Below are 16,630 nucleotides of genomic sequence, written 5' to 3' on the forward strand. Positions count from 1 at the left end.
TCAGGCCCCCGCCGCCGAGAGGCTCGCCACGACGTACGTCACGAGCCGCCCCACGGTCAGCTCGATGATCTCGTCGAACTCCATCCCGGCCAGGAACTCGGCGAAGTTGACCCGCTCCCCGTACCGCTCCTGGAGCAGCCCGGCCAGCGTCACCAGGTCGATGCTCTCCAGCTCCAGATCCCGGTTGAACGTCGTCTCCATGCCGATCTCGGCGTCGGCCACGCCGTACTCGTCCTCCAGCAGGCGGGCCAGCATCCCGCCGATGTCCGCGAGTACGGCCGCCTCGTGCGCGGTGGTGGTCATCTGGCCTCGTGCTCCTCTTCGTTCGTGTGTCCCGTGGTCCAGGCCACGACGTACTCCCGCGCGGGCAGGCGGGGCGGGTTGGCGGCGGGCGCGCAGTGCACCAGGCGGGCGGGGTCCAACCGGCCCGCCACGGTGAGGAGTTCACCGTCCGGGGCGGCCTCCAGAACTCTGAAGTCCCGCGGCCTGCCGCCGAGTCCGGTGCCCTCGGCCTTGGCGACGGCTTCCTTGGCCGCCCAGAACCGGGTGAACCACAGCGCGCGGGACCCGTCGAGCCGTTCCAGCAGCCGGAGTTCGTCCGGGTGGAGGGCGGCGGCCAGGGTCTCGGGGGTGCGGTCGGTGACCTCTTCGATGTCGATGCCGGGTCGTGTCGCGGGTGCCTCGCGGTGCGTTTTCCGGGGGCGTACGATCGCCGCCCCCGCCTCCGCGCAGTGCGCCAACGACACGTCCAGCGCCGGGAGTTGGCGGCCGTGGACGCCGACGACGTACGGGCGGCCCGCCGGGTCGTTCTCGACCCGCAGTTCCGCCGGCCACACCGGGCCCTCGCCGTGCGCCCAGAGCCAGTGCCGTACCGCGTCCTTGGCCGCGATCCTGCCCAGCAGCCACTGCCGCCGGCCGCGCGGGGGGTGCGTGGCGTACCGCGAACGCTCCTCGCCGCCCAGGGAGTTGCGCATGATGAGGTCGCGGGAGGCCAGGTCCGGCCAGCGTTCGTGGACCAACGTCCAGTCGCCCGGCCGGAGTTCGGAGAGGGTGTTGCGCTCGGGGAAGCGTTCCACCGGGCGGGTCACCGGGTCGTTGTCGAAACGCCGGTCCTGCCAGCCCGAGATCTCCGCCCAGACCCTTCCCGCCACGGTGAGTTGGGCCTCGGCCTCCAGGAAGGTGTCCGTCAGCGCCGTGATCCTGACCTGGCAGCCGACCGGGGTGCCGGGCGCCGGGTGGGGGCCGTGGAAGCGGATCTCGCGCATGCCGACCGGGAAGACGACCGTGCGTTCGGTGCGGGTCGCCATGATCCAGTAGCCGAGGAGCTGGCCCACGTTGTCGAGGAGGGCGCCGGGGGCCGGCGGGGTGGTGATGACACCCCGGACGTGGCGGTCGCCGATCGCGGTCAGCTCGGTGATGCCCTGGAACGCCGGGCCGTGGAACATCCAGCGTTCCGCGTAGAGTTGGGCGGCCGTGTGGGCGGGGGCGCGTTCGGCCGGAGCGGGCCAGGGGGACGCGGGCGCGGGCGGGTAGGCGGGGGTGAGTCCGACGCCGGCGCGGGCGCGGGGGCCGAAGGAGACGGCCAGGCGGTCCGGGGCTTCGGGGGTGACGGTCAGCGGGACGTCCACGGGTGGGGTCGCGGTGAGCCATTCCTCGAAGCGGGCGTCGCGGATCGTGGTGGGGAGGAGGTCGGGGCGGTTCTGGCGGGCCGCCTCCATGATGTGGTGCACGATCGTGGTGGCGGGGACCACCGGCCAACGGTCCGCTGTGTCGGGCCAGTTGGGGCGCTGGGGGAAGAAGCAGTGGTCCAGGAGGTGGGGCATGGTGGTGGGGGAGACGTGGAGGGTGGTGTGGGTGGGGGTGGCCCGGGTGTGGAGGAGGGCTGCCGCCGTGTCGGCCGTTTCGCGTAGGAGGGCGTTGAGTTCGGTGGCGAGGGGGTGGGTGAGGGTTTCCAACGGGGATGCGGTGGAGGTGAGTTGGGGACGCAGGGTTTTGAGGGTCTCTGGGGGCAGGGAGATGAGGGAGCCGCTCAGGTCGAGTTTGATGGCCGGGTGCTGGGGTCGTACGGGTTCTTGAGCGGGCCCGGGGTCTTGAGCGGGCTCGGGTTCTTGAGCGGGCTCGGGCTCCAGCGTGGGTGAGATCTCCGCCCCGGTCGTCCACAACGCCGCTGCCACGCGCCGGAGTTGGGGGAGACCGTCGCGGTGCGGTGAGTTGGCCGCCACGACCAAGTGGTCCTGGCCGCCGAGGGTGTCACCGACGAGGGAGCCGAGCTGGCCGGGGCCCGCCTGGACGAAGACGCGGTGGCCGGCGTCGTAGAGGGCTTGGGTGAGGAGGCGGAAGCGGACGGGTTCCAGCAGGTGCCGGATGAACAACTCGCGTACGTCCGACGGGTGTTCGGGGAAGCGGGCCGCCGTGGTGCCCGACCAGAGCGGGGTGTGCGGCGGGCGGATGCGGAAGCGGCTCGCCGCCTCCTTGATCGGTCCGAGGTGGGGTTCCAGCATCGGCGTGTGGAAACCCGAGCGGAACGGCAGGACTTGGCTGATGACACCCCGGGCGCGGAAGGCGCGGACGAACTCCTCGACCGCCTCGTCCGGGCCGCACACCATCGACTGGTTCGGCGCGTTGTCGTGCGAGAGGACCACCCCGGGGGCAGTGTCGAGCGCCGCCACGACCTGCTCGGCCGGCGCCCCGATCACGCCGAACGCCAGCCCCGGCACGCTCACCGCGCCGGGGTCGAACTCCGCCATGAAAGCGTCGACTTGGGCCCCGTCGTACAGCCCGGACACGACCATCGCCGTCCACTCGCCGACGCTGTGCCCGGCGACCGCGTCCGGGACGAGGCCGATGCGGCGCAGGGCCGTGTCGAGGAGGCGGCCGACGGCGACGACGCCGAAGCCGTGCCGGCCCACGTCGCCGACCTTGCTGTCGTGCGTGAGAGTGGGGAGGTTGAAGTGGGCGGCGATGTCGTCGACCCGGGGGGTGAACTCGCCTTCCAGGCCCGGGAAGAGGAACGCGAGCTTGCCGACGCCCTTGCCGAGAAGGGGAGTCGGGCGGTACCAGACGTCGCTCCTGCCGTTCCAGGGGCGGTCGGCCTTGATCGCGCGGCGGGCCAGGGCCAGGCGTTTGGGGGTGGGGGCGGCGATGGCGAGGCGGAACGGGGGTGCGTCCGGGGTGAGTTGCGCGGGGTGGCGGCGCAGTGCGGTGTCGTCGGCGTCGAGGAGTCCGGCGAGGGCGGTGGGGGTGTCGGCGGCCAGGAGGAGGATGGGTTCGGGTTCCTGGACGGTGAGTTGGGAGGGCGGGGGAGTTTTTCTGAGGGCCGCTGAAGCCGCTGGGGCGGCCGGAGTTGCCGGGGTCGCCGGGGCTGTGGGGGTCGTCCGAGCCGTCCTCGCGCCCGGCGCCTCCTCCAGCACCACATGCGCGTTGATCCCCCCGAACCCGAACGCGTTCACCCCGGCCCGCCGTACCTCCGCCTCCCACGGCTCGGCCTTCTCCAGCGGGCGGAAGCGGGTGCGGGCCAGGGCCGGGTGCGGGTCGTCGCAGTGCAGGGTCGGCAGGAGGACGCCGTGATGGACGGCGAGCGCGGCCTTCACCAGGCCCGCCACCCCGGCGGCCGGCATCGTGTGCCCGATCATCGACTTGACCGAGCCGATCACCGCGTCGGCGTCCCCCGGCCGACCGAACACCTCGGCCAGCGTGGTGAGTTCGGCACCGTCGCCCGCCGGGGTCGCCGTGCCGTGCGCCTCAAGGAGACCCAGCGCGCCGGGGGCGGCCGGGTCGAGTCCCGCCGCCCGCCAGGCCTGCCGCACGGCGTGGGTCTGGCCGCCCGGATCGGGGTTGACGAGACCGGACGCGCGGCCGTCGCTGGCGACGCCGGTACCCCGGATCACCGCGTACACCCGGTCGCCGTGCCGCTCGGCGTCCGCGAGGCGCTTGAGGGCGACGACGCCGGTCCCCTCACCGATGAGGATGCCGTCGGCCTGCCGGTGGAAGGGGCGGATGCGCTCGGTGGGGGAGAGGGCGCGCAGCTGGGAGAAGACGCTCCACAGCGTGATGTCGTGACAGTGGTGGACGCCCCCGGCGAGCATCAAGTCACAGCGCCCGGAGGCGAGTTCACTCACCGCCTGGTCCACCGCGACCAGCGACGAGGCACAGGCCGCGTCCACCGTGTACGCCGGTCCGCGCAGATCCAGCCGGTTGGCGACCCGGGACGCGGCGAGGTTGGGCACGAGCCCGATCGCCGACTCGGGGCTGTCCGCGCCGAGCCGGTCGGTGAACGCCTCGCGGATCAGGTCGAGTTGGGACGACGGCAGATCCGGCAGCAACTCGCCGAGCGTGCGCACGAGTTGGCCCGCCGTACGCACCCGCTGGTCCAGCCGGACCAGTCCGGGCGTGAGGTAGCCGCCCCGGCCGAGGACGACGCCGACGCGCCGCCGGTCCGGGAGCCGGCCGGGGCCGCCCGCGTCGGCGAGGGCGGCGTCGGCGACCTTCAGGGCGATCAGCTGGTCGGGTTCGGTGCCGGCGACCGACGCGGGCATGATGCCGAAGCGGGCCGCCGCGATCTGCGCGAACTCGTCGACGAATCCGCCCCGTCGGCAGTACACCTGGTCCGCGACCGCCGGTCCGGCGGCCGAGCCCGGCCGGTAGTAGCCGGCGTCCCAGCGGCCCGGCGGCACTTCGCCGATCGCGTCGACGCCGTCGCGCAGATTCCGCCAGTACGTGTCCAGATCGGGCGCGCCGGGCAGCAGGACCGCCATCCCGACCACGGCGACCGGAGTCTGACGCTCCATCAGAAGCCCGGGGTGGTGTGCACGACCGCCGTCAGCGACGGATCTCCCCACGCCAGCTCCCGCAGCAGCGCCGCCGTCCCCTTCTCCGGGTCGATCAGCGAGATCCCGCGCCGCGCGTACTCCCGCGCCAACTCCGGCCCCACCATGCCCGAATGACCGGCGGCGGGCGCCCACGGACCCCAGTGCACGGTCAGCGCCCGGTGCCCGGTCCGCGCCGCCCACGCGGCCCCGAGCGACTCCAGCGCGTCGTTCGCGGCGGCGTAGTCGGTCTGCCCCCGGTTGCCGAGCACCGCCGAGATGCTGCCGAACAGCACGGTGAACGCGGGCCCTTCGGGCAGTTCCTCCAGCGCGGTGAGCAGGGCGAGGGCGCCGCCCGCCTTCGTGTCGTACACCCGCCGGAACGACTCCTCCGACTTCTCCGCGAGCAGCCGGTCCTCGATCACGCCGGCCGCGTACACGACCCCGTCGAGCCGCCCGTGTTCGGCGTGCACCTCCTTCACCGCCCGCAACACCGCGTCGGGCTCCCGGACATCGACGGCCCGGTACCCCACGGCGCCCCCGGCGTCGGTGAGTTCGGCGAGCGTGGCTCTGATCTCCCGCTGGGCCAGCAGCAGTTCGGCCTTCCGGTTGATCTCGGCGGGCGTGCCCGAACCTTGCCCGGCGAGGGCGGCCCGCAGCTCGGCCGGGGTGCGCGCGGCGGCCGTCGCCGCCGCCTCCGGACCGTCCGGCGCGGGCGTACGGCCCAGCAGTTCGACCCGGCACCGAGCGGCCCGGGCCAGCGCCAGCGCGCACTGCGCCGCGATGCCCCGCGCGCCGCCCACCACCAGCACCACCGAATCCCGCCCGAGCCCCAGCGCGGCGGCCTCCGCGACCCCGTCCCCGGCGGGCCCGGCACCGTTCTCCCCGAGCACCCCGAACGGCGCCGCCACCAGCTCAAGTCCCGTACGCCCTGCGGCGGTTCGGACGATCACGGGTTCCCGGTCGGCGGCCAGCGCCTCGGCGACCACGGCTTCCGCGACCTCCCCTTCGGCGTCGACGACCCGCGCGACCGTCTCCGGGTACTCCCGCGCCACGGCCCTGAACAGCCCCCGCAGCCCCACCGCGTCCCCGCCCGGCTGCCGAACGGCCAGCAGCCACCGGGGCCGCAGCCCCAACGCGGCCTTGAACACCCCGGACGCGCCCGGCAGCACGGGCGTCCCGTCGGCCGCCCCGAGATAGACGATCCCGTCCAACGGGCCGTCCTCCGAGGTGAGTTGGTGCTCCATGTCGTGCACGACGACGGCGGCGCCGTGCGAGGTCAGGCGTGCGGCGATGCCGTGCGGGTCCTCGCCGAGGAGGGTCCAGCGGGTGCCGGAGAGGGTGGAGGGGGGAGCGGTCTCGGAGGTCAGGAGGACCGGGCGGAGGAGGTGACGGGTGGGTGCCTGACCGCCAACCGGCGTTTCTTGAGGGGGACTTGTCGGAGCGGTCTCCGTATGTACAGGGGCGGCGTCGGTATGCGCGGGCGCGGTCTCCGCCGGTCCCGCCACGCGTGCCGTCAGCCACTCGGTGACCGCGGCCGCCGTCCTCGCCCGCGACAGCGACTCCAGCTCGGAGTCCTCGAGCGCGGTGAGTCCGCCGCCCAGCCTGCGCGCCAACTCGCCCGCGATCTCGGCCCGTTTGATGGAGTCGATACTGAGGTCGGCCTCCAGGTCGAGGTCGGGCTCGATCATGTCGACGGGGTAGCCGGTGCGTTCGCTGATGATGTCCAGGACGGTCTGGCCGATGTCCATGGGAGCGGGCGGTTCGGGGGCGGCCGACGGCTGCTGGGGGGTGGCGAGTTGGGGTGCGGGAAGCTGGGGAGCCACCGGTGCTGACGGCTGGGGCACAGTCGGCGCCGGCAGCTGGGCCGCGACCGGCGCGGCAGGCGCCGCGATCCGCTCCCCGCCGGCCGCCCCGAAGTACGTGAGCAGCACATCCCGCTGCGCCGCGATCATCTCCCGGCTGGTGCGCAGGAATTCGGCGACGAGGGCGTCCTGATGCGAAGGGGTGCTCGACAAGGTCGACTCCAAGGGGGCCGGGGCGTACGAGGTCTGCTGGGCGGGGGTCACGCGGCGGGCCGGGGTCAGCGCGCCGGGCAGGAGGTCACCGGCGGCGGTGCGGACCAGCTGCCCGTCCACCGTCCACCCCGCCCGCTTCGGGACCGGCGTCCGCACCGCGTCCACCGCGCCCCGCCCGCGCAGCAGCCGCCCGGCGCGCACCGGAACCCCGGCCGCCGCCAATTTCGCCAACGCGTCGAGCCAGCCGCGCAGTCCACTGCCGGGGCGCGGCTCGCACGCCACCGTGAGATGCGGGCGCCCCTCCAGGACGCGCCCGGCCAGCCGGGTCAGCACCGACCCCGGTCCGGCCTCGACGAAGACGCGGGCGCCGGCGTCGTACATGGCCTCGATCTGGTCGGCGAAGCGGACGGGGGCGGCGATCTGGGCGGCCAACTCGGTTCTTATCGCGTGGGGTTCCTGCGTGTAGGGGGCTGCCGTGCGGTTGGACCAGACCGGGAACTCGGGGGTGTGGACGGGGTGTTCGGCCAGGGTCGCGGCGAAGCGGTCGCCCGCTGCCGCCACCACGGGGCTGTGGAAGGCGCAGGCCACGGGGATGCGCTGGGCGTTGAGGCCCGCCGCGCGCAGGTGCCGCACCGCCTCGGCGACCGCGTCCGTCGGGCCTGAAATCACGGTTTGTGCGGGGGAGTTGAGGTTGGCGATCACCACCTCGCCGTGCGCTTCGCCGAGCGCGCGGGCGGTCTCTTCGGCTCCGGCCGGCACGGCGGCCATCGTGCCCGGTTCCGCCCCGGCCGCCGTGAGGATCGCCGCCGCGCGCTCGCGGCTCAGCGTCAGCAGGGTCTCGGGGTCCAGGGCGCCGGACGCGCACAGGGCGACCAGTTCGCCGTAGCTGTGCCCGGCGGCCATGTCGGGGTGCACGCCCGCCGACGTCAGGAACGTGTGGGCCGCCAACCCGGCGATGCCCAGGGCGGGTTGGGCCGCCCGGGTGTCCGTCAGGGCCGCCCGTCTGCGGTCCTCGCCCGCCTCGTCGAAGGCGGCCGGTGGGTACATCGCCGGCAGGTGTTCGTGGCCCAGTTCCAGGAGGTGGCGCAGTTCGGGGAGGGCGACGAAGAGGTCGGCGAGCATGCCGGGGCGCTGGCTGCCCTGGCCGGGGAAGAGGAAGGCGACCTTGCCGGCCGGCTCGGGCTCGGGCTCCTCCTCAAGTGCCTTGCGCAGCTTGGCGGTCAGGTCGTCCACGTCCGTCGCGACCAGTGCGAACCGGACCGGGTCGTGGCCGGCGTCCGCCCGGTGGGCCGCGCTCAGTGCCAGGTCCCGCAGCCGCCAGGGGGATCCCTCGGTCGCTGCGGCGCGCAGCAGTTCTTCGATGCCGCGCCGGGCGGCGGCGACGTCCCGGCCCCGGAACAGGAAGAGTTCGGCCGGCCAGGCGTCGAGGGCGCGGCCGTCGTCGTAAGCGGCCAGGACGGCATGGAAGTTGGTGCCGCCGAACCCGAACGCGCTGACTCCGGCGAGGCGTTCGGACGCGGGGGCCGCCCACGGCTGGGCCCGCGCGTGGAAGGCGAAGGGGCTTTTCTCCTCGGTCCAGGCCGAGTTGGGCGCGGTGAGGTGCAGGGTCGGCGGGCGGACGCCCGTGTGCAGGGACAGCGTCGCCTTGATCAGACCGGCCAGGCCCGCCGCGCACTTCGTGTGCCCGATCTGGGACTTGACCGAACCGAGCACACAACTGCCCGGCGCGGCGCCCGCCGTGTCGAACAGCTCGCCCAGGACGGTGAGTTCGGTGCGGTCGCCGACGACCGTGCCCGTGCCGTGCGCCTCGATCAGACCGACCTCGGCGGGCGAGACCCCGGCACTGCGGTACGCCCGTTCCAGCGCGACCCGTTGACCCTCGGGGCGGGGTGCGGTCAGCCCCAGGGAGCGGCCGTCGCTCGCGGAGCCGAGGCCCTTGACGACGCCGTAGATCCGGTCGCCGTCGCGCTCGGCGTCCGCGAGGCGCTTCAGGACGAGGCAGGCGACGCCCTCGCCGAGCGCGATGCCGTCCGCCGACGCGTCGAAGGCGCGGGAGCGGCCGGTGGGCGAGAGGGCGTGGACGGAGGAGAACAGGGCGTAGTCGTTGATGCCGTTGTGCAGGTCGGCGCCGCCGCACAGCACGGTGTCGCTGGTCCCCGCCACCAGTTCCTTGCAGGCCACGTCCAGCGCGGCGAGCGACGACGCGCAGGCCGCGTCCACCGTGTAGTTGGCGCCGCCGAGGTCGAGCCGGTTCGCGATCCGCCCCGAGATGACGTTCGCGAGCAGCCCGGGGAACGAGTCCTCGGTGAGCGTGGGGAGTTGGTCCTCCAGCTCCGGCGGGACCGCCCCGTAGTACGACGGCAGCACGGACCGCAGCACCGCCGCGCCCGACAGGTCGCTGCCCGCCTCCGCGCCGAACACCACCGAGGTGCGCGAGCGGTCGAACTCCCGTCCCCCGTCGCCGTATCCGGCGTCCTCCAGGGCCCGCCGGGCGGCTTCGAGGGACAGCAGCTGGACCGGCTCGATGCTGCCGAGCGACGTGGGCGGGATGCCGTAGCGCAGGGCGTCGAAGGGGATCGGGGGCAGGAAGCCGCCCCACTTGGAGTCGGTGGACGTGCCGTGGTGCACGGCCGGATCCCAGCGCTCCGGCGGGACTTCGGTCACCGCATCGACCCCGCCGACCGTGTTCGCCCAGAAGGTCGCGAGGTCGGGGGCCTGCGGGAACATGCAGGACATTCCTACGATCGCGATGTCGAGCGGGGCAGGGTCCGTCAACTCAGGCTCTACGGGAGGCAGTTGTCTCTGAGTCAGCAACTCCACCGCCCCCGAGGTGACTTCGGTGTGCAGCTCCGTGACGGTCGTGGTCGCCGACCGCAGTACGGCGACCTCCCCGGCCATGAACATCCCTTCCGCCAGCTGCCGTTCGGCGTCGACGGACGCCAGCGCGCCGTCCGTGTCGCGCTCCACGCCCTTGCTGGCGATCCGCAGCCGGCCGACGTTGAGCCGCTCCAGCTCCTCCCACACCTGCCGGTCGGGAAGGCCCGCCGCGCGCAGCCGGGCCGCCTCCTCGCGGTACCCGTCGGCGAACGGGCTGGGCACACACCGGGTCGCGTGTCCGGGCGCCGACTCCAGCAGCGTCGTCGCCGAGGCGGCCAACACCTGTTCCTGGAAGAGGGGTTGGACCGCGCCCCGGCCGACCGCCTCCTCGGTGAAGAGATAGGCGGTGCCCATCAGCACCCCGACGGCCGCTCCCCGCGCGGTGATCGACGAGGCGAGCGCCGCGACCATCGCCGCCGACCGCGCGTCGTGCACCCCGCCGGCGAAGAACACCTCCACTCCGGCCAAGTCCCCGAAGTCCTCCAGGACCGCCAACTGGGCTTCCCACAAAGGGAAACTCGCGCGCGGACCGACGTGCCCGCCGCACTCCGAGCCCTCGAACACGAACCGCCGGGCGCCCGCTTCGAGGAACTGCCGCAGCAGCCCCGGCGACGGCACGTGCAGGAACGTGCGGATGCCCTCCCGCTCCAACGCCTGTGCCTGCGAAGGGCGTCCGCCCGCGATGATCGCGTGCGTCGGCCGCAGCTGTCGTACCGCTTCGAGCTGGGCGGTGCGCAGTTCTTCGGGGGCGAAGCCGAGGACGCCGACGCCCCAGGGTCTGTCGCCCACCGCGTCCCGGGTCTCCGCGAGCATCGCGCGGGAGCGGTCGCCGCTCGCCAGGGCCAGGGCGAGGAAGGGGAGTGCGCCGTCCTCCGCGACGGCCGCCGCGAACGCCGCCCCGTCGCTCACCCGGGTCATCGGCCCCTGCGCGACCGGCAGTCGGGTGCCGAGGGCCTGGGCCAGCGGGGAGCCGGGGGCCAGTGTCTGTACGGCGTGCTCGGAACCGACGACGGCCGTCAACTCCCTTACCGTGCACCGGACATCGCCCCAGCGGTCGGCGAACTGCGCGGCGAGGAAGGCGTCTTGGCCGAGGGGGAGGAGCGGTTCGGCCGGGTCCGGGGGGAGTGCGGTACCGCGCGGCAGCAGGACTCGGCGGCCCTCGATCACCGTGGTCTCGGTGCCGTCCAGTGTGCGGAGCGCCGCTCTGATGTCCTCCGGCACCGACGACTCGGCGAGCAGGGCGAGTTGGGAGTCCAGGACGACGCCCGCCGCGCCTCCGGCGAGCGCCGCGGCGGTCGTACGCGGGCCGATCCCGCCGCAGGCCCACACCGGGACGTCGAGTTCGGCGAGGAGCTGCTGGAGCAGGACGAAGGAGGTCAACTCGCCGACGTGGCCGCCTGATTCGGCGCCGCGCGCGACGACGCCGTACGCGCCCGCCGCCACCGCCGCGCGGGCGCCGGGCAGGTCGACGGCCTCGGCCAGGACCCGGAAGCGGTCCGCGACGGCGGCGGTCGGCCAGGCCGAGTCGGGGGTCAACAGGACGGTGGCGTAAGGGAGTTGGAGGTCGTCGGGGGTGAGGCGGCAGTGCGGGCCGACCCGTACTCCGATGCGGGCGGGCGCCGACCTGCGCAGCCGTCCCAGGGCCTCGCGGGCGGCGCGTCCGCCGTCGCCCAGGTCGAGGACGCCCAGGGCGCCGGCCCGGGAGAGGGCGAGGGCGAGCCCGGCGTCGGGGGTTTCGAAGGGGGTGATGCCGACGATGAGGTCCTCGGAACGCGCTGCGGACGTCATGTTGCTCCGATATCGGGAGGAAAACCGCACGGTGGGGGGTGCTCGGGACAGCGAGAACGGCAGGCTGAACAGGGGGAAGGCAGGCGGGACTTCGGCTTCCCGGGAGCTGCCGGAAACGGGCAGGGAGTACCGGGAACGCCGGACTGCGAGGCAGTGAGCGTGCGTGAAACGCATCGAAAGGTAGTGCGGTTATTACTCGGGGGTCAATGACCGCAGAGGGGGCCGCAGTGATTCGGTCAGGCGCAGGTCGGCGGGCAGCTGGGGGTAAACCAGGCCATTTAGCGATGCGGTGGGTCGGCGTTCACCGGGGCCTCACGCCGCCGAAACACGGGCGGGCGCGGGAAATGGGTTCGGATGACCGCGCATGTCCGAAACCGGCCGCGGATTCGTGGAGTTGGGCGGCCGGAAAGGAAATTCTTTTCGAAGATCTTGGGGTGACCAGGAAAGGATCAGTGGGTTTTGCGGACGCCGTCCAGCGCGATACCGAGGACGCGGTCGCGCTGGGCGTCGTCCAGGAAGGCGGTCGCGGTGACGCCGGCGACCAGGCGCAGCAGATCGCCGAAGTCCATGTCCGCGCGGGCCTCGCCGGCCTCCTGGGCGCGGGTGAAGAGGGGGCCGCCGGCGGCGTACATCGAATCGCGGCACGCCTCGAAGATCTCCGAGCCGTCCTCCAGGGCCTCGCGGACCGCCCGCTTGGTGACCATGTATCCGGTGAACCGGACCAGCCACGCCTCCAGCGCCGTCCAGGGCTCCAGGTCCGTGACCTCGACGGCGGCCTCGCACAGGGCGTTGACCTCGTCGGCGTAGACGCTCTCGAAGAGGGCGCGGCGGGTCGGGAAGTTGCGGTACAGCGTGCCGATGCCGACGCCCGCGCGGCGCGCGATGTCCTCCAAGGATGCCTCGGCACCGTGCTCCGCGAAGGCCTCGCGGGCGGCGGAGAGGAGGGCGTCGTAGTTGCGGGCGGCGTCTTTTCTGTGCGGGCGCTGGGTGGCGACGATCGCGCCGACGGGGAGGGGGTGGGGGTGGGTCGGCACGGGGGCTCCTGGGGGGCGTGTGTGGGCGGCGGGTTCGGGTGCGGGCGGCGTTTTCGTGCGGCGGGTTCGTGTGTGGCCGGAGTGGTAGCGGAGGTTGGCCTCCGAAATCGGTTGATCCGGAGGGTGACCTCCGTTATGGTGGAGGGGTACCTCCACTTTACCATTCCGAGAGGTCCCACATGCCTCGCACGTCCTCCCGTCTCACCTTCGCGGTCCTCGCGACGGGCGCGGGTGTCTTCTCCATGCTCCAGTCGCTCATCGCGCCCGCCCTGCCGACCGTCCAGCACGCGCTGGACACCTCGCAGTCGACGGTGACCTGGGTCATGACCGCCTATCTGCTGTCGGCGTCCGTCTTCACCCCGATCCTCGGCCGCGTCGGCGACCTGATCGGCAAGAAGCGCACGCTGGTCGGCGTCCTCCTCGCCGTCCTGGCCGGCTGTCTGCTGGCCGCGCTCGCCCCGACCATCGGCGTCCTCATCGTCGCCCGCGTGATCCAGGGCATAGGCGGCGCCCTCTTCCCGCTCTCCTTCGGTATCATCCGCGACGAGTTCGCGGCGGCCGAGGTGCCCGGCCGGATCAGCACCCTCTCCGCCGTCATCGCGGCGGGCGGCGGCGTCGGCATGGTCGCCGCCGGCCCCATCGTCTCCGCGCTCGACTACCGCTGGCTGTTCTGGATACCCGTCGCCGTCGTCGCGGGCGCCGCCCTCATCGCCGTACGCCATGTCCCGGAGTCCCCTAACACAGCCTCGGGGAAGGTGAATTGGACCGGTGCCGTGCTCCTCTCCGGCTGGCTGGTCGCGCTGCTGCTGCCGCTCAGTCAGGCGGGCGGGTGGGGCTGGGGTTCGGGGCGGGTGCTCGGCCTGTTCGCCCTCGCCGTCGTTCTGTTCGCCGTATGGCTGTGGTCCGAGGCGCGCTCGCGCAGCCCGCTGATCGACCTGCGGATCATGCGGCTGCCCGCCGTGTGGACGACGAACCTCGCCGCGCTGCTGTTCGGTGCCGGCATGTACGCGATCTGGTCCTTCCTGCCCGGGTTCGTGCAGACGCCGAGCGCGGCCGGGTACGGGTTCGGGGCCAGCGTGACCGCCTCCGGGCTGCTGATGCTGCCCATGCTCCTCGCGATGTTCGTCTCCGGGATCCTCAGCGGGCGGCTCGCGCCCCGGGTGGGAGCGAAGGCGCTGCTCGTGGCGGGCGCCGGGGCGGGCGCGCTGGCGCTGGGCTTCCTCACGCTGTGGCACAGTGCGCAGTGGCAAGTCGCCCTGGTCGCGGGCGTGTTCGGCCTCGGCATCGGGCTCGCCTTCGCCTCCATGGCCACCCTGATCGTCGGCAGCGTCCCGGCCGCCCAGACCGGCGCGGCCACCGGGATGAACGCCAACATCCGCACCATCGGCGGGTCGATCGGGGCCGCGCTGACGGGCGTCCTGGTCACGGGACACCTCCAGCCGTCCGGGCTGCCGTACGACTCCGGGTACACCCACGGCTTCGCGCTCCTCGCGGCGCTGTGCCTCGCGGCGGCGCTGGCGGCGCTGCTGGTCCCGATGGCGGCGAAGGTCTCTCCCGCCGTGACCCGGGCTGAGGCACCTGCTCCTGTGCGGTAGGGTTTACCTGCGCGTTCTCGGGAACGCGGCGGGACGTGGCGCAGCTTGGTAGCGCACTTGACTGGGGGTCAAGGGGTCGCAGGTTCAAATCCTGTCGTCCCGACTTGCATTGATGCAGGTCAGGGGTCATATCAGAGGGTTCCGATGTGGCCCCATGATCGTTTTTGGGGACCAGTTGGGGACCAGTCGGGTTCTGAGGGTGGGTTGGGGCTGTGGGGGCTGAGTGGTGGGGGTGTTGTCGGTGGCTGTTGTCCGGTGGTCGTTCGAGTAGTGCTGCCGGGTGGAGCGGCTGAGGGCTGTGGGTGCCTTGGTGCGGATTCTGGTTCGTCTGGTCGTCGTCGGTGTGACCCGTTGGCCTGCCAGTGGTTCTGGAGTGCTGTGAGGGCAGTGCGTGGTCGGGTCCGGAGGTGCCTTCGTCATGTGAAGGGCCGAGTTCAGCTTTCGGCTGGCTCATCGCCTTTGTGTCAGCCGTGGTTGGGGACCGGTTTTGGGGACCAGCGGTCTGTGGGTGTGTCCGGAGCGCGTCGCCTGGTGTCGTGAAGTAGCAGGTCAGAAGCCCTGCCGGATGGATCCGGCAGGGCTTCTTGATCGTTCTTGGGGACCAGTTGGTCTATCGGGTGCGTGCGGGGTTTGCCTGGAGGACGGGGAAGGTCGTGGGGGCGCGGAGGGGGGTGAGGTGGGCGGTGAGGGCGGCTCCGGCGGCGGTGATCTGGTGGTGGGTGGAGTGGAGGTAGCGCTGGGTGGTGGAGAGGGAGCCGTGTCCGGCGATTTTGCGGAGGACGTGGACGGGGGCGCCGGCGTCGGCGAACCAGGTGAGGCCGGTGTGGCGCAGATCGTGGCGGCGGAGGTGTTCGTGGCCGAGGTCGGTGGTGACCTCGTCCCAGTGGGTGGCGTCGCGCAGGACGGCGGTGGAGATGCGTCCGCCGCGGGGGCCGGTGAAGACGCGTGCGTTGGGGTCGGGTCCGGCGATCAGGAGGAGGCGGGCGAGGAGGGGGCGGATCTCCTCGATGATGGGGACGTACCGGACCCGTTTGCCTTTGGTGGCTTTGTCGATGAGGCCGCCGGGGCCGGTGGTGGTCTGCCGGCGGACGGTCCAGATCCAGGTCCTGGTGTCGATGTCGCCGACGCGGACGCCGGAGACCTCGCCGATGCGGGCCGCGGTGCACGCGGCGAACAGGACGACGTCGCCCCAGCCCTGGTACTGGCCGTGGGAGCGCCGGACCAGGGCCTCGGCGAGCCGGACGAGGGTGGGCCAGTCGGGCAGGGCGAGGGAGCGGGGGTCGTCGAGTTCGTCCTCGGCCTTTTTGTATGCGGTCTGCCAGCCGGTGACGCGGGCCGGGTTGATGGTGATGAGGCCGTCGCGGAGGGCCTGCTCCATGACGCGGACGAGGACGGCGACGGTGTTCTTGACGGTGGACCGGGAGCATTCGTCGGCGATCCAGCCGTGGACGGAGCGGTCGACGGCGCCGTTGGAGATGGTCCGGACGGCGAGGTGGCCAAGGGAGGGGATGACGCGCAGGCGCCAGCCGGCCAGGTAGGGGTCGCGGGTCTTGAGTTCGAGCCCGCGCAGGGCCAGCTCCATGGTGGAGTTGCCGTAGTCGGTGAGCGGCATCGTCGCTAGACGGGGGGTGATGCCGGCTTCCGCGACCCTCTCCATCTCCCTGATCCAGGAGTTGGCCTCGTCCTCGGTGGTCTTGGCGGTGGAGACGGAGTCGCGTTTGTGGGTGGTGCGGTCGGTCCAGCGGACGCGGGCGCGGTAGGGGGTGGGGCGGTCGGGGCGGTACTCGATGGTGGAGGAGAGGCGGACGCCGACCGGGGCGCTCTCGGTGTGCGTGGTCAGGCGGCGGCCTCGGGAGCGGTGCGGTGCCGGCGCAGCCAGGTCTCCACGTCGTGGTCGTTGTAGAGGACGACGCGGTCGGAGAGGCGGACGAAGGGTGGGCCCTGGGGAGGGCGGGCGGTGCGCCAGCGGCGCAGGGTGGACGGGTCGACGTTCAGCAGGCGGGCGAGCTGGTCGGTGCTCTGCCAGCCTCCTGTCAGGAGCGGGGGAGGGAGGTCGGCTCCGTCACCGGACGTGGTGGGGCGCTGGTCGGGGGCGGGGGACATGAACTCCGGGACGAGGGGGTGAGAGGGAACGTTTCTTCATGGGGTGTTGCCGTCGGCGGCTCTCTGAGGGGTCGTGGCCCAATTGAGAGGGAGGCGACCTGGGCGACGTGGTGAGTCGATCGTCGGCGACGGCCGTGAGGTGCAAGCGGAGCACCGGCACCGGAGTCATTGACTGGGAGGTGCCGCTGCTGTGTGCGGATTTGGGTGTGGAACGCGCTCAGGAGTTGGTCCTGCTCAGCTATGCCACGGCGTGGAGAGGGTATGGGGTGGGTGCGGGAGTATATGGCGGCGTCGGAGGCTGCCTTCCAGTGTGCGGTCAGAAGATGGCGGTGGGCTATCAATGAGCTTCTTCAGCGTTGTCGCTCCAGTGCGAGGACGGCTTTGGCGATTGACGTCATGCGGTTTGGACT

The 16,630-nt window shown here is 72.8% G+C and carries 8 protein-coding genes and 1 tRNA gene; 3 read left to right on the plus strand and 6 right to left on the minus strand.

Features of this window, described 5'->3' with window-relative positions:
• The 4 genes from ACYUD3_RS04560 to ACYUD3_RS04575 all read right to left on the minus strand — a co-directional run bounded on the left by ACYUD3_RS04560 (position 1) and on the right by ACYUD3_RS04575 (position 12,522).
• Positions 1–303, minus strand: coding sequence for an acyl carrier protein (locus ACYUD3_RS04560; protein ID WP_470963826.1), 303 nt, complete (start codon positions 301–303; stop codon positions 1–3).
• A complete protein-coding gene (locus ACYUD3_RS04565; RefSeq protein ID WP_470963829.1) occupies positions 300–4,787 on the minus strand; it encodes a beta-ketoacyl synthase N-terminal-like domain-containing protein in 4,488 nt (1,495 codons plus the stop codon). The genes ACYUD3_RS04560 and ACYUD3_RS04565 overlap by 4 nt, the downstream gene beginning before the upstream one ends.
• Positions 4,787–11,488: an SDR family oxidoreductase gene (locus ACYUD3_RS04570; RefSeq protein ID WP_470963832.1), complete on the minus strand. Its 6,702-nt coding sequence runs from the start codon at positions 11,486–11,488 to the stop codon at positions 4,787–4,789. The genes ACYUD3_RS04565 and ACYUD3_RS04570 overlap by 1 nt, the downstream gene beginning before the upstream one ends.
• A 449-nt stretch (positions 11,489–11,937) precedes the next feature.
• Entirely contained in the window at positions 11,938–12,522 is a 585-nt protein-coding gene (locus ACYUD3_RS04575) for a TetR/AcrR family transcriptional regulator (RefSeq protein ID WP_470963835.1), read from the minus strand.
• Between the two features lie 179 nt (positions 12,523–12,701).
• On the opposite strand from ACYUD3_RS04575, the gene ACYUD3_RS04580 reads away from it, so the two are divergent.
• Complete coding sequence (locus ACYUD3_RS04580) at positions 12,702–14,117, plus strand: MFS transporter (protein ID WP_470963837.1); 1,416 nt, start codon at positions 12,702–12,704, stop codon at positions 14,115–14,117.
• Between the two features lie 29 nt (positions 14,118–14,146).
• A tRNA-Pro gene (locus ACYUD3_RS04585) sits at positions 14,147–14,220 on the plus strand.
• Positions 14,221–14,727: 507 nt separating this feature from the next.
• Here ACYUD3_RS04585 and ACYUD3_RS04590 read toward each other — a convergent pair.
• On the minus strand, positions 14,728–15,729 hold the full coding sequence (locus tag ACYUD3_RS04590; RefSeq protein ID WP_470963840.1) for a tyrosine-type recombinase/integrase: 1,002 nt from the start codon (positions 15,727–15,729) through the stop codon (positions 14,728–14,730).
• Between the two features lie 19 nt (positions 15,730–15,748).
• Between ACYUD3_RS04590 and ACYUD3_RS04595 the strand changes: the two genes are divergently transcribed.
• Positions 15,749–15,877 carry a hypothetical protein gene (locus ACYUD3_RS04595; protein ID WP_470963843.1) on the plus strand — a complete coding sequence of 43 codons (129 nt, stop codon included), beginning with the start codon at positions 15,749–15,751 and terminating at the stop codon, positions 15,875–15,877.
• A 76-nt stretch (positions 15,878–15,953) separates the two neighbouring features.
• Here the strand turns inward: ACYUD3_RS04595 and ACYUD3_RS04600 are convergent, their stop codons facing one another.
• Positions 15,954–16,220: a helix-turn-helix transcriptional regulator gene (locus ACYUD3_RS04600; protein ID WP_470963846.1), complete on the minus strand. Its 267-nt coding sequence runs from the start codon at positions 16,218–16,220 to the stop codon at positions 15,954–15,956.
• Positions 16,221–16,630: the final 410 nt, after the last annotated feature.

It is taken from the genome of Streptomyces sp. AMJ-169 (assembly GCF_055597585.1).

Coding starts and splice junctions, on each gene's coding strand:
- ACYUD3_RS04565 (WP_470963829.1), bottom strand. CDS start 4,787: ATGGAGCGTCAGACTCCGGTCGCCGTGGTCGGGATGGCGGTCCTGCTG.
- ACYUD3_RS04570 (WP_470963832.1), bottom strand. CDS start 11,488: ATGACGTCCGCAGCGCGTTCCGAGGACCTCATCGTCGGCATCACCCCC.
- ACYUD3_RS04560 (WP_470963826.1), bottom strand. CDS start 303: ATGACCACCACCGCGCACGAGGCGGCCGTACTCGCGGACATCGGCGGG.
- ACYUD3_RS04590 (WP_470963840.1), bottom strand. CDS start 15,729: ATGCCGCTCACCGACTACGGCAACTCCACCATGGAGCTGGCCCTGCGC.
- ACYUD3_RS04600 (WP_470963846.1), bottom strand. CDS start 16,220: ATGTCCCCCGCCCCCGACCAGCGCCCCACCACGTCCGGTGACGGAGCC.
- ACYUD3_RS04595 (WP_470963843.1), top strand. CDS start 15,749: ATGCCGGCTTCCGCGACCCTCTCCATCTCCCTGATCCAGGAGTTGGCC.
- ACYUD3_RS04580 (WP_470963837.1), top strand. CDS start 12,702: ATGCCTCGCACGTCCTCCCGTCTCACCTTCGCGGTCCTCGCGACGGGC.